The following is an 18535-nucleotide window of genomic DNA, read 5'->3' as shown; positions in this document are numbered from 1 at the left end:
CGGGCCTCCTCAAAGTTTTCAATAGAAAACTATTATAGTTTTAATAAGAGTTTTGTTATTGCAAACTCTTATTTAGACTATTACCAAGAGGAGAAGATGGAAACGGCTTGTGTCTTTTGATTTATTTTATTTTTTTAACTTATTTTTGCGATTCAAATATTTGGTTTGTTTTTGTTTTTCTTTTTGTGAAATGACTTTATCTTGTAGAACATCGACTTATCCTTCAATTTCAAAAATAGCTCAAGCATTGGAGCGAAATTAACCTCAATTATCCAAACATTCCCCTCTTTATCGAAAGCCATATCAATCCCCATCGTCCCTACCCAAGGATAATAAGGACCCAATTTCTTAGCGGCTTGCAAGGCAACTTTATCGAGCTGTGAGAGGAGATCAGAAGCCCGCATCTTTTTGAGCGCCGAGTTTTTGAGAGCATGTTCCACCGATACGACCTTGCCGCTGCTCATGCGAATATTCGTTACAATAAAGCCTTTTCCGGCCACTTTGGCCAGTTTACCGGTCACTTCCCAAGGTGAGTTGAGGCGTCGCTGTACCATCACTCTGAGATCAAAGGGCCGGTCATTCACCGTAGCAAGCGGAATTCGCTGCTGAATAATGTTGTTTTTGCCCGCTTTCTTTTTGATATAAGCGTTTAATTGTGTATGGTTTGTAAAATTTTTCTTCGTAGCGCCATCCTGTACCTCATATGTGGAAGAATCCATCTTTTTGATCCGAATGACACCATTGCCCCCATAGCTCCCAGTCGGTTTAATGATGACCTGACTGTATTTTTTTATCATGCGCCAGAAAGAGCTTTTTCGCAGCCATGCTGTTTCTGGAAGATTCACACGAAGTTCAGACGATTTCTGCAGCAGCTTATATTTGGTCCATTTACTTGTGTTTAGTTTAGTCATTAGATTTCGCTTCTTGCTTGAGAATAACAAGATCATGTTCTTCAACCCGGAGCAGTTGATTGCGTTCATCAACGAAGACCACTTGAGGTTTGAGGTTGTTAATTTCGGCTTCATTCATGAGTCCCATACTTAGAATAATAACGAGGTCGCCAGGAGCAAAAAGGTGGGCAGGGGGACCATTCAAACCGATCTTGCCGCAGCCTTCCGGCGCAGGTATCGCGTAAGTTTTCCACCGGGTGGCGTTTCGCAGACTTGTGACTTGAACCAGTTCATAGGGTAAAATATTCGCTTTACGCATTAATAAACCGTCTATGGTAATGCTTCCCACGTAATCCAAATCGGCTTCCGTTACCGTCGCACGATGGATCTTCCCTTTACACATTAGTCGCAGCATATGCAGTAGCTCCTTTAACATCACATTGGGTATTCATCACAAAGTATGACTAAGGTCGGTCTCCTGGTGTAGGCTATAGCCTATTTCCAAAGAAAAATGGGTAAATGCCACGCTGAATTAGGGCTGTGATATACTAATTAAACGGATATATGTAAAACTTGGGTAGATGGGAGTGAAAAGTTCTGCAGGCCTATTCTGGTTATTGATCGGGCAAACGCGGAGAAGGGTTAAAGGGGATATATTGGAGAATAGCTGCTGCAATTGCTATAACGGAAATGTTGGCAATGTCTCTCATGCTGGGTTTACATATTATCAAGCCAACGAGCCAATTCATTATCCCGATAAGAGCGGCAATGACGTTGAAATAAAAGGCAGGTATTTCCCGGGGAACCGCACAAAACGACAAGTTAAGAGCATAGCAAGAAGCGTCCGATTAAGTTTACTCGGACGCTTCTTCGTATGAATGATCGGTTCGATGGAAATAACAACGGAGTCTCAGCTCTGATTCAGCCAATTAATTTAATGCCGCTAATCAATACCAGACTTGCAATAATCATGCGCAACACATTGGTCGGTGCCTTAGCAGAGAGCATGCTGCCGATAACGACGCCGGGAACGGAACCGATGAGTAGGTTGAGGACGAGCGTATAATTCACATTCCCCATACTGGCATGCAGAATGCCTGCTGCCGTTGCAAGGAAGAAAGCGTGAGCAATGTCAGTTCCGACGAGCTGAGCCGGGTTCATACGGAAAAAGTAAAGCATTGCAATAGCGTACAAGGAGCCGGATCCAATGGACGTAAGCCCGACAACAAAACCCAGTACAGCCCCAATTGTAATGGTTAGTCCTCGTTTCTCCTCCAAAGATTGGAGCTGCCAGCGATTTTCTTTGATTTTGTGGCCGAAGAAAACTTTAAACAAAGTAGCAAACGCCACCAGAATCAAGACATAACCAAGAGCATGCTTAATAATGATCTCCTGATTATGAAAGAACGAATTGAATAATTTTAAAAAAATAATAGCTGCAATTACACCTGGAATACTACCCATGGCCAACATTTTAACCAGCTTGAAATCAATCGTTTTCTGCCGCCAATGCTGAATCGTGCCAAAAAGCTTTGTAATCGAATTATAAAGAAGGTCTGTTCCCACGGCAATTGAAGGATTTATTCCAATCAGGATCAAAATGGGGGTGAGCAGCGAAGCTCCGCCTACACCAGTCAATCCGACCATAAAACCAACAAATACGCCCATAAATAAAACTGTTAAAGTCATGTTGTCATGTCCCCAATCCAATTACCCACTAACCATATTGGATTAATTTTATTATATAGAAAAGCATTATGTAAAGGAAAACTTTTAACTCTTTTTGATTTGACTTCATAATGCTCTGAACATGCTATTCATTCATTCTGGAATCAGTTACAATATGTGGATGTGAAAAAAAGTAGTATTTAGGAGGTGACATCCATTAGAAATCGAACTACGGTTATGGTGAGTATCGTTTTGGCGGTATTAGTGTCGTCTATCGATACCACGATTGCGAATACCACAATGCCGATTATTGTGAAAGAAATTGGTGGCAATGACCTGTACGCATGGGCATTTACCTCCTATATGGTCCTGTCTACTGTATTAGCTCCATTAGCTGGCAGATTATCTGACCTATTTGGGCGGAAGCGGATCTATGCAGCAGGCATACTTCTGTTTCTTTTCGGATCTGTGCTTTGCGGTTTATCCCAGAGTATGCTGCAGCTGATTTTGTTCAGAGCGATTCAAGGAATTGGTGCAGGGGTGATGATGCCCTTTCCTGCCATTATTGCGGGAGATATTTATCCGGTGGAGCAGCGAGGTAAAGTACAAGCGTATTTCACAGGGATGTGGGGGTTATCTGCCATATTAGCACCTCTACTGGGTACGTTTTTCGTGACCTACCTGAGTTGGCGGTGGATTTTTTTCGTTAATATACCGGTATGTATCGTTGCGCTTCTTGCCTTGCAGCCATATAAGGAAGTGTATCAACCGAAGAAAGCCGTAGTCGATTATGGCGGAGCTATTTTGTTTGCCTGTGGCATTTCCTTATTGCTGCTTACTACAGCAGTTGAGCGTTATAGCTATATGTATGGCGCGCTAGGAGGCATATTTATGATTGCTTTCTTTTTATATGAGAGAAAACATCCTGCGCCAATCGTTCCGTTAAATCTGCTGCGCAATCGTCCAGTGGCCATTATGATTGCAAGCTCTTTTCTAAGCTGCGCGGCTCTCTTTGGGACTTCCAGCTTCATACCTCTCTCCCTGCAAAATCAAGGCTACTCGTTGTTTGTTAGCGGTATTGCACTTCTGAGCACATCCATTGGGTGGATGGCTGTTGCTGTTCCTGGTGGGAAATGGGTAATTCGCTATGGATATAAACGGCTTCTAGTCATAGGTAATATAATACTCGTCATTACAGCTGCCTTATTTTATTTCATACATGAGGGTACTCCATTCTGGTACACGTTTACCGCACTAACGACGCTTGGTCTTGCTTATGGGATAATCTTCACTATTACTACAATCGGTTCACAGCAGCTTGTAGCAGCGCACCAGAAGGGGATTTCTACCTCGTTGCAGCTCTTTGCACGGAATATTGGAACAGCGGTCAGCGTAACCATTATGGGTGCAATCCTTACGAAATCCAGCGTCTTTTATACAGGTATTCACGGTATGTTCGTGTTTGGACTTTTGGCAAGCTTACTTTCATTGGCCATGCCGTTTGCTATTCGTTCGGCGTCCGATCTGAAAAGCCAGAAGACGGAGTAACCTCCGCATTCTGGCTTTTTTTTCATAAAGCATTTGGACTAGCATTTGTATCATGGAAAACATAACTCTTTTCAAATAGCTCAGCTGTAAGTGGAACTGAGAATAAGTATCCTTGTATATTTTCACAACCAAATCTTTCTAGAAGATTGAGCTGTTCATGAGTTTCTACACCTACGGCAATGACACTCATATTTAAACTATGTGATATAGCCATAATAGCTTCAATGATTGAAGATTCCGAATTATAGGTAGAGATCTCATGAACGATCGATTTATCAATTTTCAACGTATCCACTGGAGAGTTATGTAAATAACTTAAAGAAGAATAACCAGTTCCGAAATGATCGATAGAGATTTTAACTCCCTCACGCTTTAAAGCATAAAGTTTTTCCATGCAGCTAAGGTCGTTATTCATCGATATGCTTTCGGTCATTTCAAGTTCTAAATACTGTGCTTCCAGCTTATTTTGATGCAGAATCTCGAGAATCATTGTCACCAAATCTTCTTGATGAAACTGGACAGAGGATATATTCACTGCAATAGGAACAGGCACCATGCCCGCAGCTTGCCATTTATTCATTTGTAAGCAGGCAGTTTGTAAAACCCATTTTCCGATTGCAATAATTTGTCCGGACTCTTCAGCAATAGGAATAAATTCCTTCGGAGAGACGCTTCCTAACGCATGGCTATCCCACCGTAGTAAAGCTTCTACCCCGATTATTTTGCCAGTAGGAATATGGAATTTGGGTTGGTACATGAGGTAGAGCTCATTATGTTCTATAGCTGACCGGAGGGATTGCTCACATGCACTTCTCCTCGAATAAATGACACTCATTTCCTGTTCATAAAAATGATAATGGTTTCCACCGAGGTCTTTGGCCAAATACATCGCTTGATCAGCATTTTTCAGTAGAACCCCCGGATCTTCTCCATCGATTGGATACAAAGAGATACCGATACTAGTGGAAACAAAAACATTTCGACCATCGATTTGGAAAGGAGCTTCCAGTTGTCGAATGATTTTCTCCGCTTGCACAGCTGCTGACTCCCGATTCCCGAATGGGTACAAAATCACAAATTCATCGCCACTTAGCCTGGAAACAATGCTTTGCGCATACAAGCTTTCCGAGAGTAGTGCGGAGAACTTTTGCAGCACCAGATCTCCTAAGTGGTGGCCTAAGGTATCGTTAATGAGTTTAAACCGATTTACATCAAGGAAAAGTAGAGCTAAGCTTTGATTATGTTGTTTGGCTTTGTTTAACACATCATGGAAAAGCTGATTGAACTGGTTGCGATTCGGCAAGCCTGTCAGAAGATCAAAATAGGCTAGCTGTTGTATCATTTCCTCGGACTTCTTTTTTTCAGTCAGATCACGGAGATAAGCTGTATAAACATGCCTTCCTTTATACGGAGTGCTCGTAATCGTTATTTCCGCCGGAAACACGCTGCCATCCGATCGAAATGCTTTCAATTCGGTTCGCTTACCGATAATCGATTCATCTTTGGCTGTGAATAGCAGATTTAAGAAGGTTGTTTCCTGGCCATCTTTTTCAAAAAGAAAATCGATTAACGTTAGCCCTAGAGCTTCTTTGCGTTCGTAACCAAAAATGGCTTCTGCTGCAGGATTAAACGCAATGATCCTCCCACTTGAATTAATCATCATGATACAATCGATAGCAGACTCTAATAGCGAAGCTTGGAGTGCTTTTATGTTATTAAAGGATAAGTAAAGAGCAGTTATTGAAATAATGAACGTTAGCAGCATGAGGTAAATTGGATAATTATCTGTTAGCGTATTGTGCATGAATCAACCTCATTTCGTATAAATAAAAAAGCCCATCCCGAATGAAAGGATGAACTCCTTGACTCGGTAACCTGTCGTCCATAGCAATCCCAATTAGGGATGCCTTAGGTCATGGCTTTGCGTCGCATTGTTTCCAATGGTTTGCTTTTTACGATTCTATTTATGTAGTTCATAAGGCACTAGTCAGTGATGTGTAAAGCTTAAATACCAGTTAATACGCCCTATTATAATTAGTTAAAAATGACGTGTCTATAGCGGTATTTGCATATAATTAGCGAACGATGTCGAATTCAACTAAGAATAATTTATAATGCTAATTTCTTGATTTTTTATAGTTCTAAAGATGGATAGGTGAGGTTCAATGTATAAATCAAGCCATGTTCGAGGCATTATTTTTGATATGGATAATACACTGCTGAGGTCTAAGATTAATTTCCAAATGATGAAAAAGCAAGTGGCGGACTACCTTATTGAGCATGATTTATTGCCGGTTGGTTTTCCAATTCAAGAGCATACCACATCAACCATGATTGAGTATTTGAAAGCGAAAGGGATGTCTGAAGAATCCTATACAGAAGTGATGCATATGGTCGTTCAACATGAACTAATCGGCATGGAAGGCGCAGGACTGGAATCCCATGTTTCCGAGCTCCTGAAAGCTTTAATGACGGGATATGTCCTGGTTATTGTGACAAATAATTCATACAAGGCAGCGGTACAAGCGCTGGAAACAACGGGAATTCATCCATACTTTGATTTGATCATCGGAAGAGAACAAATGGAAGCGATGAAACCATCTCCATCTGGATACTTAGCCGCTAAGCAGCATTTTCCACACATTCTTGAGAGCGAATGGATATCAATCGGAGATTCATGGATAGATGGCAGAGCGTCCGTAGATGCAGGAGTTCCCTTTATCAGCTACGGGCTGAGCGGACATCTGATGAAGGAGAAGGGAATCACCCCTGTAGCTCATATTGACAGCTTGCTTAAGTTGTTAGATTATGTGTAGATAACAATACGAAAGTAGTGAATAAAGATGTTAGTAAATGTGAAATCCCGACTAAATGAAAATGATATACAAGAACTGCTGAGTTACAGCGTTTTCCCCGATCCTGAGGCGTTGCAACCTGTCATTGAGCGTTATGAAAATGATGCTAATCTATGGTTGTTTGGATATGAATCCGAAGGTATCATGGTGGGCATTATCGGCTTTGAACTCAGTGATAATCAGGAGATGACGATCACTCATCTTGCCGTTGAACCGGAGAGCAGAGGGGTAGGCTTTGGACGAGGGATTATCCTAGAAATTATTGAAGATATGCACCCCGTTCGAATCGTGGCAGAAACGGATGAAGAGTCAGTCCAATTTTATCGGAATATTGGGTTTGTCATTCGCAGCCTCGGAGAGAAATATCCGGGTGTAGAGCGTTTTCTATGTACATATGAGGTAGAAGAAGCGGAAGAGGATTAAGAGATCGCAGAGACTGTTAAAGAAACGGAACTATGATTCGTTATTTTGGGAAAAAGACGTTAGAAATTGAAATCGCGGAGCGTTGTTCCTCAAAGTATATTTATCTCTTTCAAAAAAGGATCTGAGTCGTCGACTCAGATCCTTTTTTTCTATCTATATGGAATTATATGTTTTTGGGTTAGGGGGAAGGTAAAGTTAAATCCATCCTGATGTTTTGTTTTCTAATTTGTAGGAGAAGACATTCGATTCATTCGACCAATCATGCTCAATATTGAGGTCTTAAACTGGGGCCAATCGTCAATCATGCTCAATATTGAGGTCTTAAACCGGGATCAATCGTCAATTATGCTGGGTTGAGGTTATTGGATGAATGAATTTATACACGCGGTTGAATGGTGTTGTATAAAATGCAACAATTGCTGTCTAAATCCCGCCTCTCTCCCTTTATTGTTGCAGCATGTACAACAATTTGATCCTATACAGGCCATTTCTCAGCAAAAGGGCTCAAATTGTTGTACAAACTGCAACTTTAAGCTGCAAATTAGACATTAGGCGTGTGGATTGTTGTAGAAAATACAACATTGGCAGCCATTATGGGGCTCCTAGCCATTTCGCAATAAATGGGTTTGAAGTGTTGTGCAAACTGCAATATCAACTTGCCAAATAGCTTTTTGGCGTGTGCATTGTTGCAGCGCCGGCTACATCGGAGAGATTACTTTAAACATTGGATTAAAGTAAGTGTCATGTTAAGAAGCTTCTCGCATATATTGTGTTAGGTTATTAACTTTTAAAAAAGAGTGAAAGCGATTTCGGTTCGTCATTTTAAGTGACAAAATTCACAATGCTGACAAGCTTAGATCCGTTTGCTGTCGAATGTGCAAGCAAGTTTTCCAAGAAATAGGAGGGTGCAGAGATGCTGCATATTGTCGTTTGTATCAAGCAGGTACCTGACTCTAGAGAAATTCGCATTGACCCCAAAAATAATACGTTAATTCGCCAAGGTGTCCCTAGTATCGTGAATTTCTATGATATGCATGGGCTGGAAGAGGCGCTCCGTATTAAGGATGAACAGGGTGCGAGGATAACAGTAGTAACCATGGGACCTCCGCCTGCAGAGAAAGGTTTAAAGGAATGCATCTCCCTCGGAGCAGACGATGCTGTGTTAGTGACGGATCGTGGCTTCGCGGGAGCGGACACGCTGGCGACTTCGTACGTTGTTGCCCGAACCATCCGTAAAATTGCTGAAACGTGGGGACCGGTAGATATCGTTTTTTGCGGCAAACAAACGTTGGACGGCGACACGGGGCAAGTTGGGCCTGGCGTCGCATGCCGATTGGACTTGGAACAGCTTACTTATGTAAACAAAGTCGCCAGTGTGGATGAAAAGCGGAGAAAAGTTCGTGTGCATCGGCTTTTGGAAGATGGCATTGAAGTTGTTGAGACAAGCATGCCGGTACTGATCACGGCGCTGAAGGAACTGAATAAGGTGAGACGAGCATCGCTGCCTGGTATGATTCGGGCTGCACGCTATAAGCCGACTGTTTGGACGACAGCTGATTTTCCGGATCTTGAAAAAGCGAAAATCGGACTAAAAGGCTCACCAACGATCGTAGCCAAAACTTGGGTGCCGGAGGTAAAAGCGGTTAAAACGCATATGATTGCGTTTGATACGCCGGAAGCAGCGGCTGCTCAATTAGCTGATCAGCTCATGACGAAAGAGATGCAGACTTTGTTGGACTGGTCTTCGTGAAAGTTAAGCATGTGTACGACTTAAACCCTGAATCACCGTTATGGGAATGGAGGAAAACACGATGACAAATGAACAAACACAGGACCAGCCTGAAGCGCCGATGCCCGATTGGTCGGCTTATCGGGGGGTATTGATCGTTGTAGAGCAGCGAGATGGAGCTGCGAAGAAGGTCTCCTGGCAGCTTCTAGGCGAAGGCAAGAAGCTGGCCGCGAAGCTTGACGCGCCGCTCATGGCGCTCGTCATTGGCGAGAATGTGGGCCACCTCGCCGAAGAAGCCGTGCATTACGGTGCGGACAGGGTGTACTTATGCGAAGCACCCGAGCTTCGCACCTACAGAACTCGGCCATACAGCCGAGTTTGCTTGAAGCTGATCGAGGAAGCGAAGCCCGAGATCGTGCTGTTTGGCGCGACAGCGACGGGCCGCGACTTGGCAGGCGCGATAGCGACGCACCTGCCGACGGGGCTGACGGCCGACACGACGCAGCTCGACGTGGAGCCTCCGCCGTCCAGGCTGCTGCTGGCCAGCCGGCCTGCTTTTTCTGAGAAGATGATGGCCACCATCCTCTGTAAGCAATACCGGCCGCAGATGGCGACGGCGCGAGCCGGGGTGTTTCAGGCGCTGCCGAAGGACGCGACGCGCCAAGGCGAAATCATTCGCATCGAGGCGACGATGCGCGAGGAAGAGATTGCCGCGCAGGTGCTCGACTTCCTGCGCGAAACAGGCAAGCTCAATCTCGAGGATGCCGAGATTATCGTGGCAGGGGGCCGTGGGCTGGGCGGGCCCGATGCTTTCGGGCTGCTCGCCGAGCTAGCGGATGCGCTCGGCGGCGTCGTTGGTGCATCGCGTGCCGCGGTCGATGCGGGCTGGATCGGGCATGAGCACCAGGTTGGTCAAACCGGTGCCACGGTCAGGCCGAAGCTATATTTCGCCATCGGCATTTCCGGTGCTGTTCAGCATACCGTAGGTATGAGCCATGCGGATGTAGTCGTGGCGATTAACAAAGACGAGAAAGCGCCAATCTTCCAATTCGCTCATTACGGCATAGTAGGCGATATGTTCAAAATTGTTCCTGCGATTACCAATGAGATAAGGAAGCGTCGAACTTTATTTGGCATCCAACTCCCAAGTACCAAAAGCTCCTTGCCATCCGACGATTCGAAGACAGGGGTTAACGTGGCCCTTGAGAGGAGTGAAGCCAAGTGAACGAGAAATTTGACGCGATTGTTGTTGGCGGTGGTCCCGCGGGTGCAGCAGCTGCTTTGACGATGGCACGTGCAGGATTATCCGTTGTTTTGTTGGAGAGGGGCGAGTTCCCCGGGGCCAAAAACATTTTCGGTGGCGTCCTATACCGTAAGCAAATCGAAGAGCTAGTTCCCGAATTTTGGAAAGAAAAAAACTTTCCCATGGAGCGTTACATTGTGGAGCAGCGCATCTGGATGATGGGCAAAGAATCCATGGTCACCTTCGGGCACCGCAATGAGGCTTACAAGGAGCCTTATAACTGCTTTACTGGGCTGCGGGTTAAATTCGATCAGTGGTTTGCGGACAAAGCCGTTGCTGCTGGGGCCATCCCTATCTACGAAACCGTTGCGCTTGATGTGATACGTGAAGGTAACAAGGTCGTCGGTGTCCGTACCGATCGTGATGACGGCGATTTGTACGCTGATGTTGTTGTCATTGCCGATGGCGTGAACTCCTTGCTCGGGAAGGCGATGGGCATTCACAAAGAGTGGATGCCGGACGAAGTTTCGTTGGCTGTGAAAGAAGTAATCGCACTTCCTAGGGAGAAAATCGAAGATCGATTCGGACTCGAAGGTGACGAAGGCGTTACGATTGAGTTTATGGGTGAGACCTCACTGGGTATGGCAGGCATGGGTTTTCTTTACACGAATAAAGAAACTATTTCACTAGGCGTAGGCGTAATGGTCAATCATTTGCGGGACAAAAAGGTGAAGCCTTATGCGGTCCTCGATGCGGTTAAGCAGCACCCTATGATTCGGAAATTGATTCAAGGGGGAGAAACGAAAGAGTACTCCGGGCACTTGATTCCTGAGGGTGGCTTTCACTCCATCCCGCCGTTATCGGGAGATGGCTGGTGCGTCTGCGGGGATGCCGCGCAGTTAATTAACTTTGTACACCGAGAAGGAACGAATTTAGCCATGACCTCTGGTCGACTGGCCGGCGAGGCGATTGTAGAGGCCAAAGCGCAAAGCGATTTTTCCGCTGCTTCACTCAAAGCCTACGACCAAAAAATTCGCGAATCCTTTGTCCATAAAGATTTACAGAAATACAAAGGCATGCATCAATTCCTCAAGGAGCAGGACCCTGAATTATTGTTCGACAAGCTGCCCAGAGCGCTGAATGAAGCGGCTTACAACATGTTCCTCGTGGATGGGATTACCAAAGCGGATAAACAAAAAATGGCCATGAAGCTCATCAAAAATGCCGCGGGCGGTACGGTAAACCTGATGAAGCTAGGCTACAAGGGATGGAGGGCGATGAACGGATGAGCCAAAGTGACATTTCAGATAAGCTATTTACCATTCGTTATAAATGCGATGATAAGTCGCACCTCGTAATCAAGGATACACAGACCTGTTTAAATTGTGTAACGAAGGATTGCAATTATTTCTGTCCCTCGGACGTTTATGAATGGGAAAAGAAGCTCAAAATTACCACCGTTGCGTTTGAAAATTGTATCGAATGCGGGACCTGCCGAATTGCGTGTCCATCCTACAACATTGATTGGGTCTACCCCAAAGGCGGATATGGCATGACTTATAAATTTGGCTAACAATGAAAAATACGAAGCGGAGCTAGGGCTATTTCGAGCCTTGGCTCCTTTTGTATGCATCCTAAACTACATTCATCCATATGTAGGTGCTAATCCTCCATAGTTTTGTTCGCGAATGGATATGATAATAGGAGGTAGGAGGGATATCATGCGAATTACATTTGAACCAACACAAGGACTATTCCATTTACAAAACAAGCAAATGAGCTATGTTATTCAACTAATCAAATCCGCTTACCCAGCCCATGTTTATTGGGGACGCCCCATCCGATCAGGTCAATTGGCTTCGATCCTACAATTTCAGGAGAGATGTTCGTTTTCACCAAATCCTGTTCCCGAAGATCGCAGCATTTCTTTCGATACATTGCCTCAGGAGTACCCGGCATACGGTACAAGTGATTATCGGGAGCCAGCATATCAAGTTGCTCTTCCTGATGGATCTACCATTTCTGAGCTCGTCTATGACAAGCATCGAATCTACCAAGGAAAACCGGTGCTCGAAGGGCTTCCTGCGACATATGTAGAACAGGATGATGAAGCGGAAACATTGGAGCTTGAGCTCGTTGATTCAGTCATTGGCTTACGCGTCATTCTTACTTATACGATTTTCGAGCATCATGCAGCGATGACTAGATCAGTACGTTTCGTAAATGAGGGATCTGGTGATCTAAAGCTGCTTCGAGCGCTCAGTATGAGCCTTGATTATCAGCATAGCGAGTTTGATCTTCTTCAGCTTTCAGGCAGTTGGGTTAGAGAGCGGCATATCGAAAGAAGACCCTTAGCACCAGGAAAATTAACCGTTGAAAGCCGCCGCGGATCGAGCAGTCATCAGCATAATCCTTTCATTGCACTTCTTTCCAAGGACGCTAATGAAGATCATGGCGATGTGTATGGTTTCAGCCTTGTTTATAGCGGCAATTTCGCTGCCCATGCAGAGGTTGAGCCATATGGTTCAGCACGTGTATCGATGGGGATTAATCCATTTGATTTTAGCTGGTTGCTTGAGCCGGGACAACAATTTCAAACGCCTGAAGCCGTAATGGTTTATTCAAATGGTGGGCTAGGTGACATGTCAAGAACTTATCACAAGCTTTACCGAACTCGGCTTTGCCGCGGTGAATTCCGCGATCGGACAAGACCTGTGCTCGTGAATAACTGGGAAGCAACCTATTTTCAATTTAATGCGGATAAAATCGAAAGCATCGCCAGCGCCGGCAAGGAGCTTGGCATCGAGTTATTCGTTCTTGACGATGGTTGGTTCGGCAAAAGAGACAGCGATAACAGCTCCTTGGGAGACTGGGTCGTTGATAAGGCTAAACTGCCGGGTGGACTGGAGGATCTCGTCTCCAGAGTCAATGGGATGGGACTTGAGTTTGGACTGTGGTTTGAACCAGAAATGGTTTCTCCAGACAGTGACTTATACCGAAAACACCCAGACTGGTGCCTGCATGTACCTAATCGTAGACGTACAGAAGGTCGTCAGCAATTAATATTGGATTTTTCACGTGCAGATGTATGTGAAGCGATCACGAAAATGATCCGTGATATCCTCAGCAGCGCGCCGATTACTTACGTCAAATGGGACATGAACCGTAATATGACCGAAATTGGTTCTGCCGCGCTGCCACCAGAAAGACAAAGAGAAACCGCTCATCGCTACATTCTTGGTCTGTACCAAGTTCTTGAAACTTTGACGACCGAATTCCCGCATATCTTGTTCGAGAGCTGCTCCGGTGGCGGTGGCCGGTTTGACCCAGGTATGCTGTATTATATGCCGCAAACGTGGACAAGCGATAACACGGACGCAATCTCCCGTTTGAAAATTCAGTATGGAACGAGCATCGTTTATCCTGTGAGTACAATGGGGGCGCACGTATCCGCTGTACCTAATCACCAAGTTCACCGTGAGACATCGTTGGAAATGCGCGGCGATGTTGCGATGTCCGGTAACTTTGGTTACGAACTTGACCTAACAAAGTTTACCGACGAGGAAAAAGAAATCGTCAAAAAGCAAATTGCCGATTATAAACATATCCGGCCACTCGTCCAATTCGGCGACATGTACCGCCTACTTAGTCCATTCGAAGGTAACGAAACTGCTTGGATGATCGTTTCTGAAGATAAGACTCAAGCTTTGGTCGCTTACTTCCGAGTACTCGCCGAGCCTAATGCGCCTCTCAAAACGCTGCGGCTCAAAGGTCTCAACCCATCCTTCGATTACCAAATTGCAGGCATGCAAGGTGAGTACCCTGGCGATCATCTACTTTACGCCGGCCTTCCAGTCGCTGGTCTCCATGGAGACTTCCAAAGTAAAATCTGGCTGCTCGAACATAAGCCATTATAGACAGTTCAAAAACGCTGACCTCTTCAATGAGGTCAGTGTTTTTTTTCAGGGATATGATAGATACATATTTGGTCGATGTTGTAGGTATCTATGAACACTTTCCCTTTAGCTCAGATAGCTAGATTCTGGAGGTGTCCGAACTAATCTCTCCTTGACTCAACTAGAAATGATTCCTGGGCTGGCCCTGATTATTCCCGAGAAGTGCAAGTGCTCTGGGAATGCCATGGAACGCCTGACCGCACTATCCCCTGGGATCAAGGCTTTTTCACAGATTTGTAGATATCACAGAATGGCTTATTTGAAAAAGTATTAGAGGTAGGAAACCACTGAAAGCTATAAAGGGTTACATCTAGCATTGAGTTGGGTTCATATTTGTTCAGGTTTACGATATGATAAGGATATACATAATTTCTATTTTTTATCACGAAGGGAGATTCATTCGATATGCTGCAACGACCTGGTAGTGAAGAATACTCACCATTTTTTACTGGCTATATTAGTCAAGTTCCTGAAGGCGACTATCTGTCTTTTTTGCACAGCCAAGTAGACGCTGTTATCGCTTTGTTTTCACCGATTAATGATGAGCAAGGACTTTATCGATACGAGCCGGGGAAGTGGAGCTTGAAGGAAGTATTGGGGCACATGACGGATACGGAGCGAATTTTGAGTTATCGGATGCTGCGTATTGCTCGTGGAGATACAACGAATTTACCAGGATTTGATCAGGATTTATTTGTCACCCATACTTCCTTCGACGAATTGTCTATGGAGGATTTGTTAAACGACTTTCAAGCCGTACGGCATGCCACATTTACTCTGCTGAAAACAATTACAGAAGCAGCCTGGTCGCGTAAAGGGATAGCAAATAACAATGAAATCTCTGCACGTGCGCTTGCTTATGTGATAGCCGGTCATGCTCAGCATCATCTTAGCGTCGTGCAACAAAAATACAATTACTAAAAAAACGAGAAGTCCTCAGGACTTCTCGTTTTTTTTAGTAAAGGGATAATGCAAGGGAATCGCGTTCATTAAAGGAATGGAGAATCGCTTCACAACCTACGATCTCAATACTAATGATAGAGTCCAAACATTTCTTAATCGTTGCTCTTCCTTTGGTCACTTTAGCTTCGAGTGCGGACTTCAATAAATTGAATTTCTTTTTATTTTTCTCATCTGAGTAGACTGGCACGGGTTTGTTGTGAATTGTAATAAACATTTTCATCATTTTTCACCATCCTAGGAATTGGATATAAGATTAGCATATATGAATATTATTAAATTAACCTTAAAATAGTTTTACAATTTTGAAACAAAACCAAATATTTCTATGTATTTCTAGTTCTCATAAGAATATACGTATGAGAGAGAAGATTTGTTTCATTCTTAGATCACATTTCTTGAAATATTTGTGAATTCGATGATTTTAATTTTGCTGAGCGTTTTGGCGAAAAAGCTTGGGGGATGTCCCAAATCTATGTTTAAATGCTCGATGAAAGTAGGGGTAGCTGCCAAAACCGCAGCTTAGAGCGATTTGCTCCAGGGACATTGAACTATCATGCATGCGTTCCACGGCACTGGCTAGGCGCACTTCAAGCGCATATTGGATCATGGTTTTGCCGAAGCATTCTTTGAACAAATGAACTGCGCGGGAAACGCTAAGTCCAACATGGTTGGCAACATCATCCACTTTAAAAGTAGCCGTAGCTTGTGCTTCAATGAACCTTTTCATACGAGTTCCGGTAAATGGGCGCCCTTGTAAAGAGACGGTTTCCGTAGCTGCACGCTCTACATATAGGCAAAGTGCTTGCAGCAAATAGCCGCTAAGCTCATGGTTTTCTTCTTCCATTCTTCGCTTCTCAAGAATAAGCTGCCGCCAAAGTGAAATTAAGCGAGCATCTAAGTCGATACGCGTACAAGTTTGTTTGAGGCTGCGTTTCCACCACGCATCGATCCAAGCGCCTTTACAAAATACATAATAGTCGCCACTGGCTATTTTACTGCTTGGTTGATCCCACTCGTGTTCGATACGAAGTTCATAGGGGTCTCCCGGTTGAAAAAGGAGTAAATGACCGGCTTCCACTCGCTGCATATGGCCATCCACTAGAACCTCGGAAGTGCCTTCAGTTTGTAAACGGAAAAGATAAGAATTGAGACCTGATTTGGTACTCACATTAAACGGTTCCATATGAAAAGAATAGCCGCAGGTTAAGACCTCAGTTTCCATTGTATTCACCTTTCATAGCCAAATAAGAGATGTTTTGATTATATCGTGAATGGTCACATAAGGCTATGATCCATTATACTAATTCTATCGTGTTCGATTTATCAAAATATGGATGATGAGAAAAGAGGAGAACGAATGGGACGTTTAGGTATTGGTCTGCAATTGTATACATTAAGAGATGATATGGAGAAAGATCTGGAAGGCACACTTCGTCATGTAGCGAAGTTAGGATATGAAGGCGTAGAATTCGCGGGGTATTACGGTAAGTCTGCTGCTGAACTTAAACAGCTGCTGGATGAGCTGGGTTTGAAGGCATTTGGCAGTCACGTGAGTTTAGAGAGATTTCGTAAAGATCTGCAGGGAGAGCTTGACTACCTAAAAACAATCGGAGCGAAATACGCTATTTGCCCGTATGTTGGTGCTGAAGAACGCGATTCAGCAGATCAATGGAAAGTACTAATTGCTGAATGCCAAGCGATTGCCGTAGAAACGCATAAACAAGGTTTGCAATTCCTTTATCACAATCATGATTTTGAATTTCATTATAAAGTGAATGACGAGTTCGTCTTTGATGCCATGTTTGCCAAAACAGGTGAAGATGCAATTAATGTAGAGATGGACGTTTGTTGGGTTCAATTCGCTGGTCAAGATCCACTTGCCTACATAGCAAAATATGCGGGCCGTTTACCGCTGCTTCATTTCAAAGATTTCACGAAAGATGCAGAAGGTAAATTAGTAACACTAGAACTGGGCTTAGGCGATGTTCCTTTGGAAAAAGTGATTAAAGCAGCTGAGCAAGCAGGCGTGGAATGGCTTGTTGTTGAGCAGGATCACTGCCAGAAGCCACCACTTACAAGTGTTGAGAACAGCTTGAATTGGGTAAAAGAGCATTACACGAATGTTCATAACTAAGAATTAGAAGGAGCTTAATTAAACATGAGTAAAATTAAAGTGGCCGTAGTAGGTTGCGGTTCTATAGCTAAACATAGACATATCCCGGAATATGCTTGGAATTCGAATGTTGAACTCGTTGCTTTCGTAGATCCTGTTCTGGAGAGAGCGGAGCACTTTGCGCAGCTGCATGGCGGCAAAGCATACAGCAGCTATACCGAAATGTTGAAGCAGGAGAAAGTGGACGCTGTTAGTGTTTGTACTCCGAACTTTCTTCATGCTGAAGTATCCATTGCGGCTGCAAATGCAGGCGCTCATGTACTGGTTGAGAAGCCAATGGCTTCAACGGCAGCAGAAGCAGAGGCCATGATTGAAGCGGCAAAGAAAAATGGCGTGTTTTTGATGGTTGGTCACAACCAACGACTAATGCCTCCACATGTCAAAGCCAAAGAAATTTTGAATTCCGGCAAATTGGGTAAAGTGCTGACATTCCGTACATCTTTCGGACATCCAGGTCCGGAAGGATGGAGCGTCGATGGACGTGAAAGCTGGTTCTTCCGTAAAGAAGAAGCAACAATGGGTGCGATGGGCGATCTTGGCGTACACAAGTCGGATTTAATTCGTTGGTTGCTTGCTGACGAGGTTGCACAAGTGGCTGCTTTCGTGGGGACCCTGCATAAAGAAGGTACAGATGTTGATGATAACGCGACTTGTTTGCTTCGCATGAAAAGCGGCGCAACTGGCTCGTTAGTCGCTAGCTGGACTTATTATAAAGGTCAAGACAACTCAACCGTGTTATGGTGCGAGAATGGTGTCATCAAAATTGATACCGATCCGAATGATCAAGTCATCGTTGAGCTTCGTGATGGTACGGTTGAACGTTATAAAGTCGGACAAATCGCAACGAACGAGAAACAAACACATAGCGGTGTAATCGACGAGTTCGTAACGAGCATACTGGAAGGTAAAAAGCCGCGGATTTCCGGTGAAGAGGGGCTTCGTTCCTTGCAAGTCATCCTTGCTGCCTTTGAATCCGAAGCAACAGGGAAGATTATCTCCCTGTAATCTAGGTCATACGAGAAAAGAGAAGCTCATCCATTCGTGGATGGAGCTTTTTTTTCTAATAAAAAATAAACCCCTTTTTCTC

The 18535-nt window shown here is 44.4% G+C and carries 17 protein-coding genes and 1 riboswitch; of the genes, 11 read left to right on the top strand and 6 right to left on the bottom strand.

Annotated features, from left to right (window positions below; genetic code table 11):
• Window positions 1-152: 152 nt before the first annotated feature.
• The 3 genes from ASD40_RS28220 to ASD40_RS28210 all read right to left on the bottom strand — a co-directional run bounded on the left by ASD40_RS28220 (window position 153) and on the right by ASD40_RS28210 (window position 2579).
• A complete protein-coding gene (locus ASD40_RS28220) occupies window positions 153-911 on the bottom strand; it encodes a YheC/YheD family protein (RefSeq protein ID WP_057306467.1) in 759 nt (252 codons plus the stop codon).
• A complete protein-coding gene (gene panD / locus ASD40_RS28215; protein ID WP_057306466.1) occupies window positions 904-1305 on the bottom strand; it encodes an aspartate 1-decarboxylase in 402 nt (133 codons plus the stop codon). The genes ASD40_RS28220 and panD overlap by 8 nt, the downstream gene beginning before the upstream one ends.
• Before the next feature lie 506 nt (window positions 1306-1811).
• The gene (locus tag ASD40_RS28210) at window positions 1812-2579 is read right to left on the bottom strand and encodes a sulfite exporter TauE/SafE family protein (protein WP_057306465.1); all 768 of its coding nucleotides are present in this window, start codon (window positions 2577-2579) and stop codon (window positions 1812-1814) included.
• A gap of 195 nt (window positions 2580-2774) precedes the next feature.
• On the opposite strand from ASD40_RS28210, the gene ASD40_RS28205 reads away from it, so the two are divergent.
• Window positions 2775-4106, top strand: coding sequence for an MFS transporter (locus ASD40_RS28205; protein ID WP_057307064.1), 1332 nt, complete (start codon window positions 2775-2777; stop codon window positions 4104-4106).
• A 22-nt stretch (window positions 4107-4128) separates the two neighbouring features.
• On the opposite strand, the gene ASD40_RS28200 is transcribed toward ASD40_RS28205, so the two are convergent.
• A complete protein-coding gene (locus ASD40_RS28200; protein WP_057306464.1) occupies window positions 4129-5910 on the bottom strand; it encodes a putative bifunctional diguanylate cyclase/phosphodiesterase in 1782 nt (593 codons plus the stop codon).
• Between the two features lie 62 nt (window positions 5911-5972).
• Window positions 5973-6066: riboswitch (cyclic di-GMP riboswitch) on the bottom strand.
• A 205-nt stretch (window positions 6067-6271) separates the two neighbouring features.
• Here ASD40_RS28200 and ASD40_RS28195 point away from each other — a divergent pair.
• From ASD40_RS28195 to ASD40_RS28160, 8 genes are all read left to right on the top strand, one after another.
• Window positions 6272-6922 (top strand): HAD family hydrolase, encoded by a 651-nt coding sequence (locus tag ASD40_RS28195; protein WP_057306463.1) that lies wholly within the window; start codon window positions 6272-6274, stop codon window positions 6920-6922.
• A 39-nt stretch (window positions 6923-6961) separates the two neighbouring features.
• Complete coding sequence (locus tag ASD40_RS28190) at window positions 6962-7384, top strand: GNAT family N-acetyltransferase (RefSeq protein WP_327205311.1); 423 nt, start codon at window positions 6962-6964, stop codon at window positions 7382-7384.
• A 913-nt stretch (window positions 7385-8297) separates the two neighbouring features.
• Complete coding sequence (locus ASD40_RS28185; protein WP_057306461.1) at window positions 8298-9134, top strand: electron transfer flavoprotein subunit beta/FixA family protein; 837 nt, start codon at window positions 8298-8300, stop codon at window positions 9132-9134.
• A 61-nt stretch (window positions 9135-9195) separates the two neighbouring features.
• Window positions 9196-10338 (top strand): electron transfer flavoprotein subunit alpha/FixB family protein, encoded by a 1143-nt coding sequence (locus tag ASD40_RS28180; protein WP_082562514.1) that lies wholly within the window; start codon window positions 9196-9198, stop codon window positions 10336-10338.
• The gene (locus ASD40_RS28175) at window positions 10335-11645 is read left to right on the top strand and encodes an FAD-dependent oxidoreductase (protein WP_057306460.1); all 1311 of its coding nucleotides are present in this window, start codon (window positions 10335-10337) and stop codon (window positions 11643-11645) included. Before ASD40_RS28180 ends, ASD40_RS28175 begins: the two co-directional genes overlap by 4 nt.
• Window positions 11642-11929 (top strand): ferredoxin family protein, encoded by a 288-nt coding sequence (locus ASD40_RS28170; RefSeq protein ID WP_036634482.1) that lies wholly within the window; start codon window positions 11642-11644, stop codon window positions 11927-11929. Before ASD40_RS28175 ends, ASD40_RS28170 begins: the two co-directional genes overlap by 4 nt.
• Window positions 11930-12077: 148 nt before the next feature.
• Window positions 12078-14273: an alpha-galactosidase gene (locus tag ASD40_RS28165; protein ID WP_057306459.1), complete on the top strand. Its 2196-nt coding sequence runs from the start codon at window positions 12078-12080 to the stop codon at window positions 14271-14273.
• 444 nt (window positions 14274-14717) lie between these two features.
• A complete protein-coding gene (locus ASD40_RS28160) occupies window positions 14718-15233 on the top strand; it encodes a DinB family protein (RefSeq protein ID WP_057306458.1) in 516 nt (171 codons plus the stop codon).
• A gap of 34 nt (window positions 15234-15267) precedes the next feature.
• Here ASD40_RS28160 and ASD40_RS28155 read toward each other — a convergent pair whose 3' ends face one another.
• Together ASD40_RS28155 and ASD40_RS28150 are read right to left on the bottom strand one after the other, a co-directional pair.
• The gene (locus tag ASD40_RS28155) at window positions 15268-15495 is read right to left on the bottom strand and encodes a hypothetical protein (protein ID WP_029198041.1); all 228 of its coding nucleotides are present in this window, start codon (window positions 15493-15495) and stop codon (window positions 15268-15270) included.
• Window positions 15496-15696: 201 nt separating this feature from the next.
• Complete coding sequence (locus tag ASD40_RS28150) at window positions 15697-16497, bottom strand: AraC family transcriptional regulator (RefSeq protein WP_057306457.1); 801 nt, start codon at window positions 16495-16497, stop codon at window positions 15697-15699.
• Window positions 16498-16632: 135 nt separating this feature from the next.
• Here ASD40_RS28150 and ASD40_RS28145 point away from each other — a divergent pair, with 135 nt between their 5' ends.
• Both ASD40_RS28145 and ASD40_RS28140 read left to right on the top strand, forming a co-directional pair.
• Entirely contained in the window at window positions 16633-17409 is a 777-nt protein-coding gene (locus ASD40_RS28145) for a sugar phosphate isomerase/epimerase family protein (protein ID WP_057306456.1), read from the top strand.
• Window positions 17410-17433: 24 nt separating this feature from the next.
• A complete protein-coding gene (locus tag ASD40_RS28140; RefSeq protein WP_057306455.1) occupies window positions 17434-18453 on the top strand; it encodes a Gfo/Idh/MocA family protein in 1020 nt (339 codons plus the stop codon).
• Window positions 18454-18535: the final 82 nt, after the last annotated feature.

The sequence above is a fragment of the Paenibacillus sp. Root444D2 genome, assembly GCF_001426375.1.
Classification (GTDB): domain Bacteria; phylum Bacillota; class Bacilli; order Paenibacillales; family NBRC-103111; genus Paenibacillus_E.
Note: the sequence above shows the minus strand (reverse complement) of the source record. Positions and strands in the feature narration are given on the sequence as shown.

Coding starts and splice junctions, on each gene's coding strand:
- ASD40_RS28220 (WP_057306467.1), bottom strand. CDS start 911: ATGACTAAACTAAACACAAGTAAATGGACCAAATATAAGCTGCTGCAG.
- panD (WP_057306466.1), bottom strand. CDS start 1,305: ATGCTGCGACTAATGTGTAAAGGGAAGATCCATCGTGCGACGGTAACG.
- ASD40_RS28210 (WP_057306465.1), bottom strand. CDS start 2,579: ATGACTTTAACAGTTTTATTTATGGGCGTATTTGTTGGTTTTATGGTC.
- ASD40_RS28200 (WP_057306464.1), bottom strand. CDS start 5,910: ATGCACAATACGCTAACAGATAATTATCCAATTTACCTCATGCTGCTA.
- ASD40_RS28195 (WP_057306463.1), top strand. CDS start 6,272: ATGTATAAATCAAGCCATGTTCGAGGCATTATTTTTGATATGGATAAT.
- ASD40_RS28185 (WP_057306461.1), top strand. CDS start 8,298: ATGCTGCATATTGTCGTTTGTATCAAGCAGGTACCTGACTCTAGAGAA.
- ASD40_RS28180 (WP_082562514.1), top strand. CDS start 9,196: ATGACAAATGAACAAACACAGGACCAGCCTGAAGCGCCGATGCCCGAT.
- ASD40_RS28170 (WP_036634482.1), top strand. CDS start 11,642: ATGAGCCAAAGTGACATTTCAGATAAGCTATTTACCATTCGTTATAAA.
- ASD40_RS28165 (WP_057306459.1), top strand. CDS start 12,078: ATGCGAATTACATTTGAACCAACACAAGGACTATTCCATTTACAAAAC.
- ASD40_RS28160 (WP_057306458.1), top strand. CDS start 14,718: ATGCTGCAACGACCTGGTAGTGAAGAATACTCACCATTTTTTACTGGC.
- ASD40_RS28155 (WP_029198041.1), bottom strand. CDS start 15,495: ATGAAAATGTTTATTACAATTCACAACAAACCCGTGCCAGTCTACTCA.
- ASD40_RS28150 (WP_057306457.1), bottom strand. CDS start 16,497: ATGGAAACTGAGGTCTTAACCTGCGGCTATTCTTTTCATATGGAACCG.
- ASD40_RS28145 (WP_057306456.1), top strand. CDS start 16,633: ATGGGACGTTTAGGTATTGGTCTGCAATTGTATACATTAAGAGATGAT.
- ASD40_RS28140 (WP_057306455.1), top strand. CDS start 17,434: ATGAGTAAAATTAAAGTGGCCGTAGTAGGTTGCGGTTCTATAGCTAAA.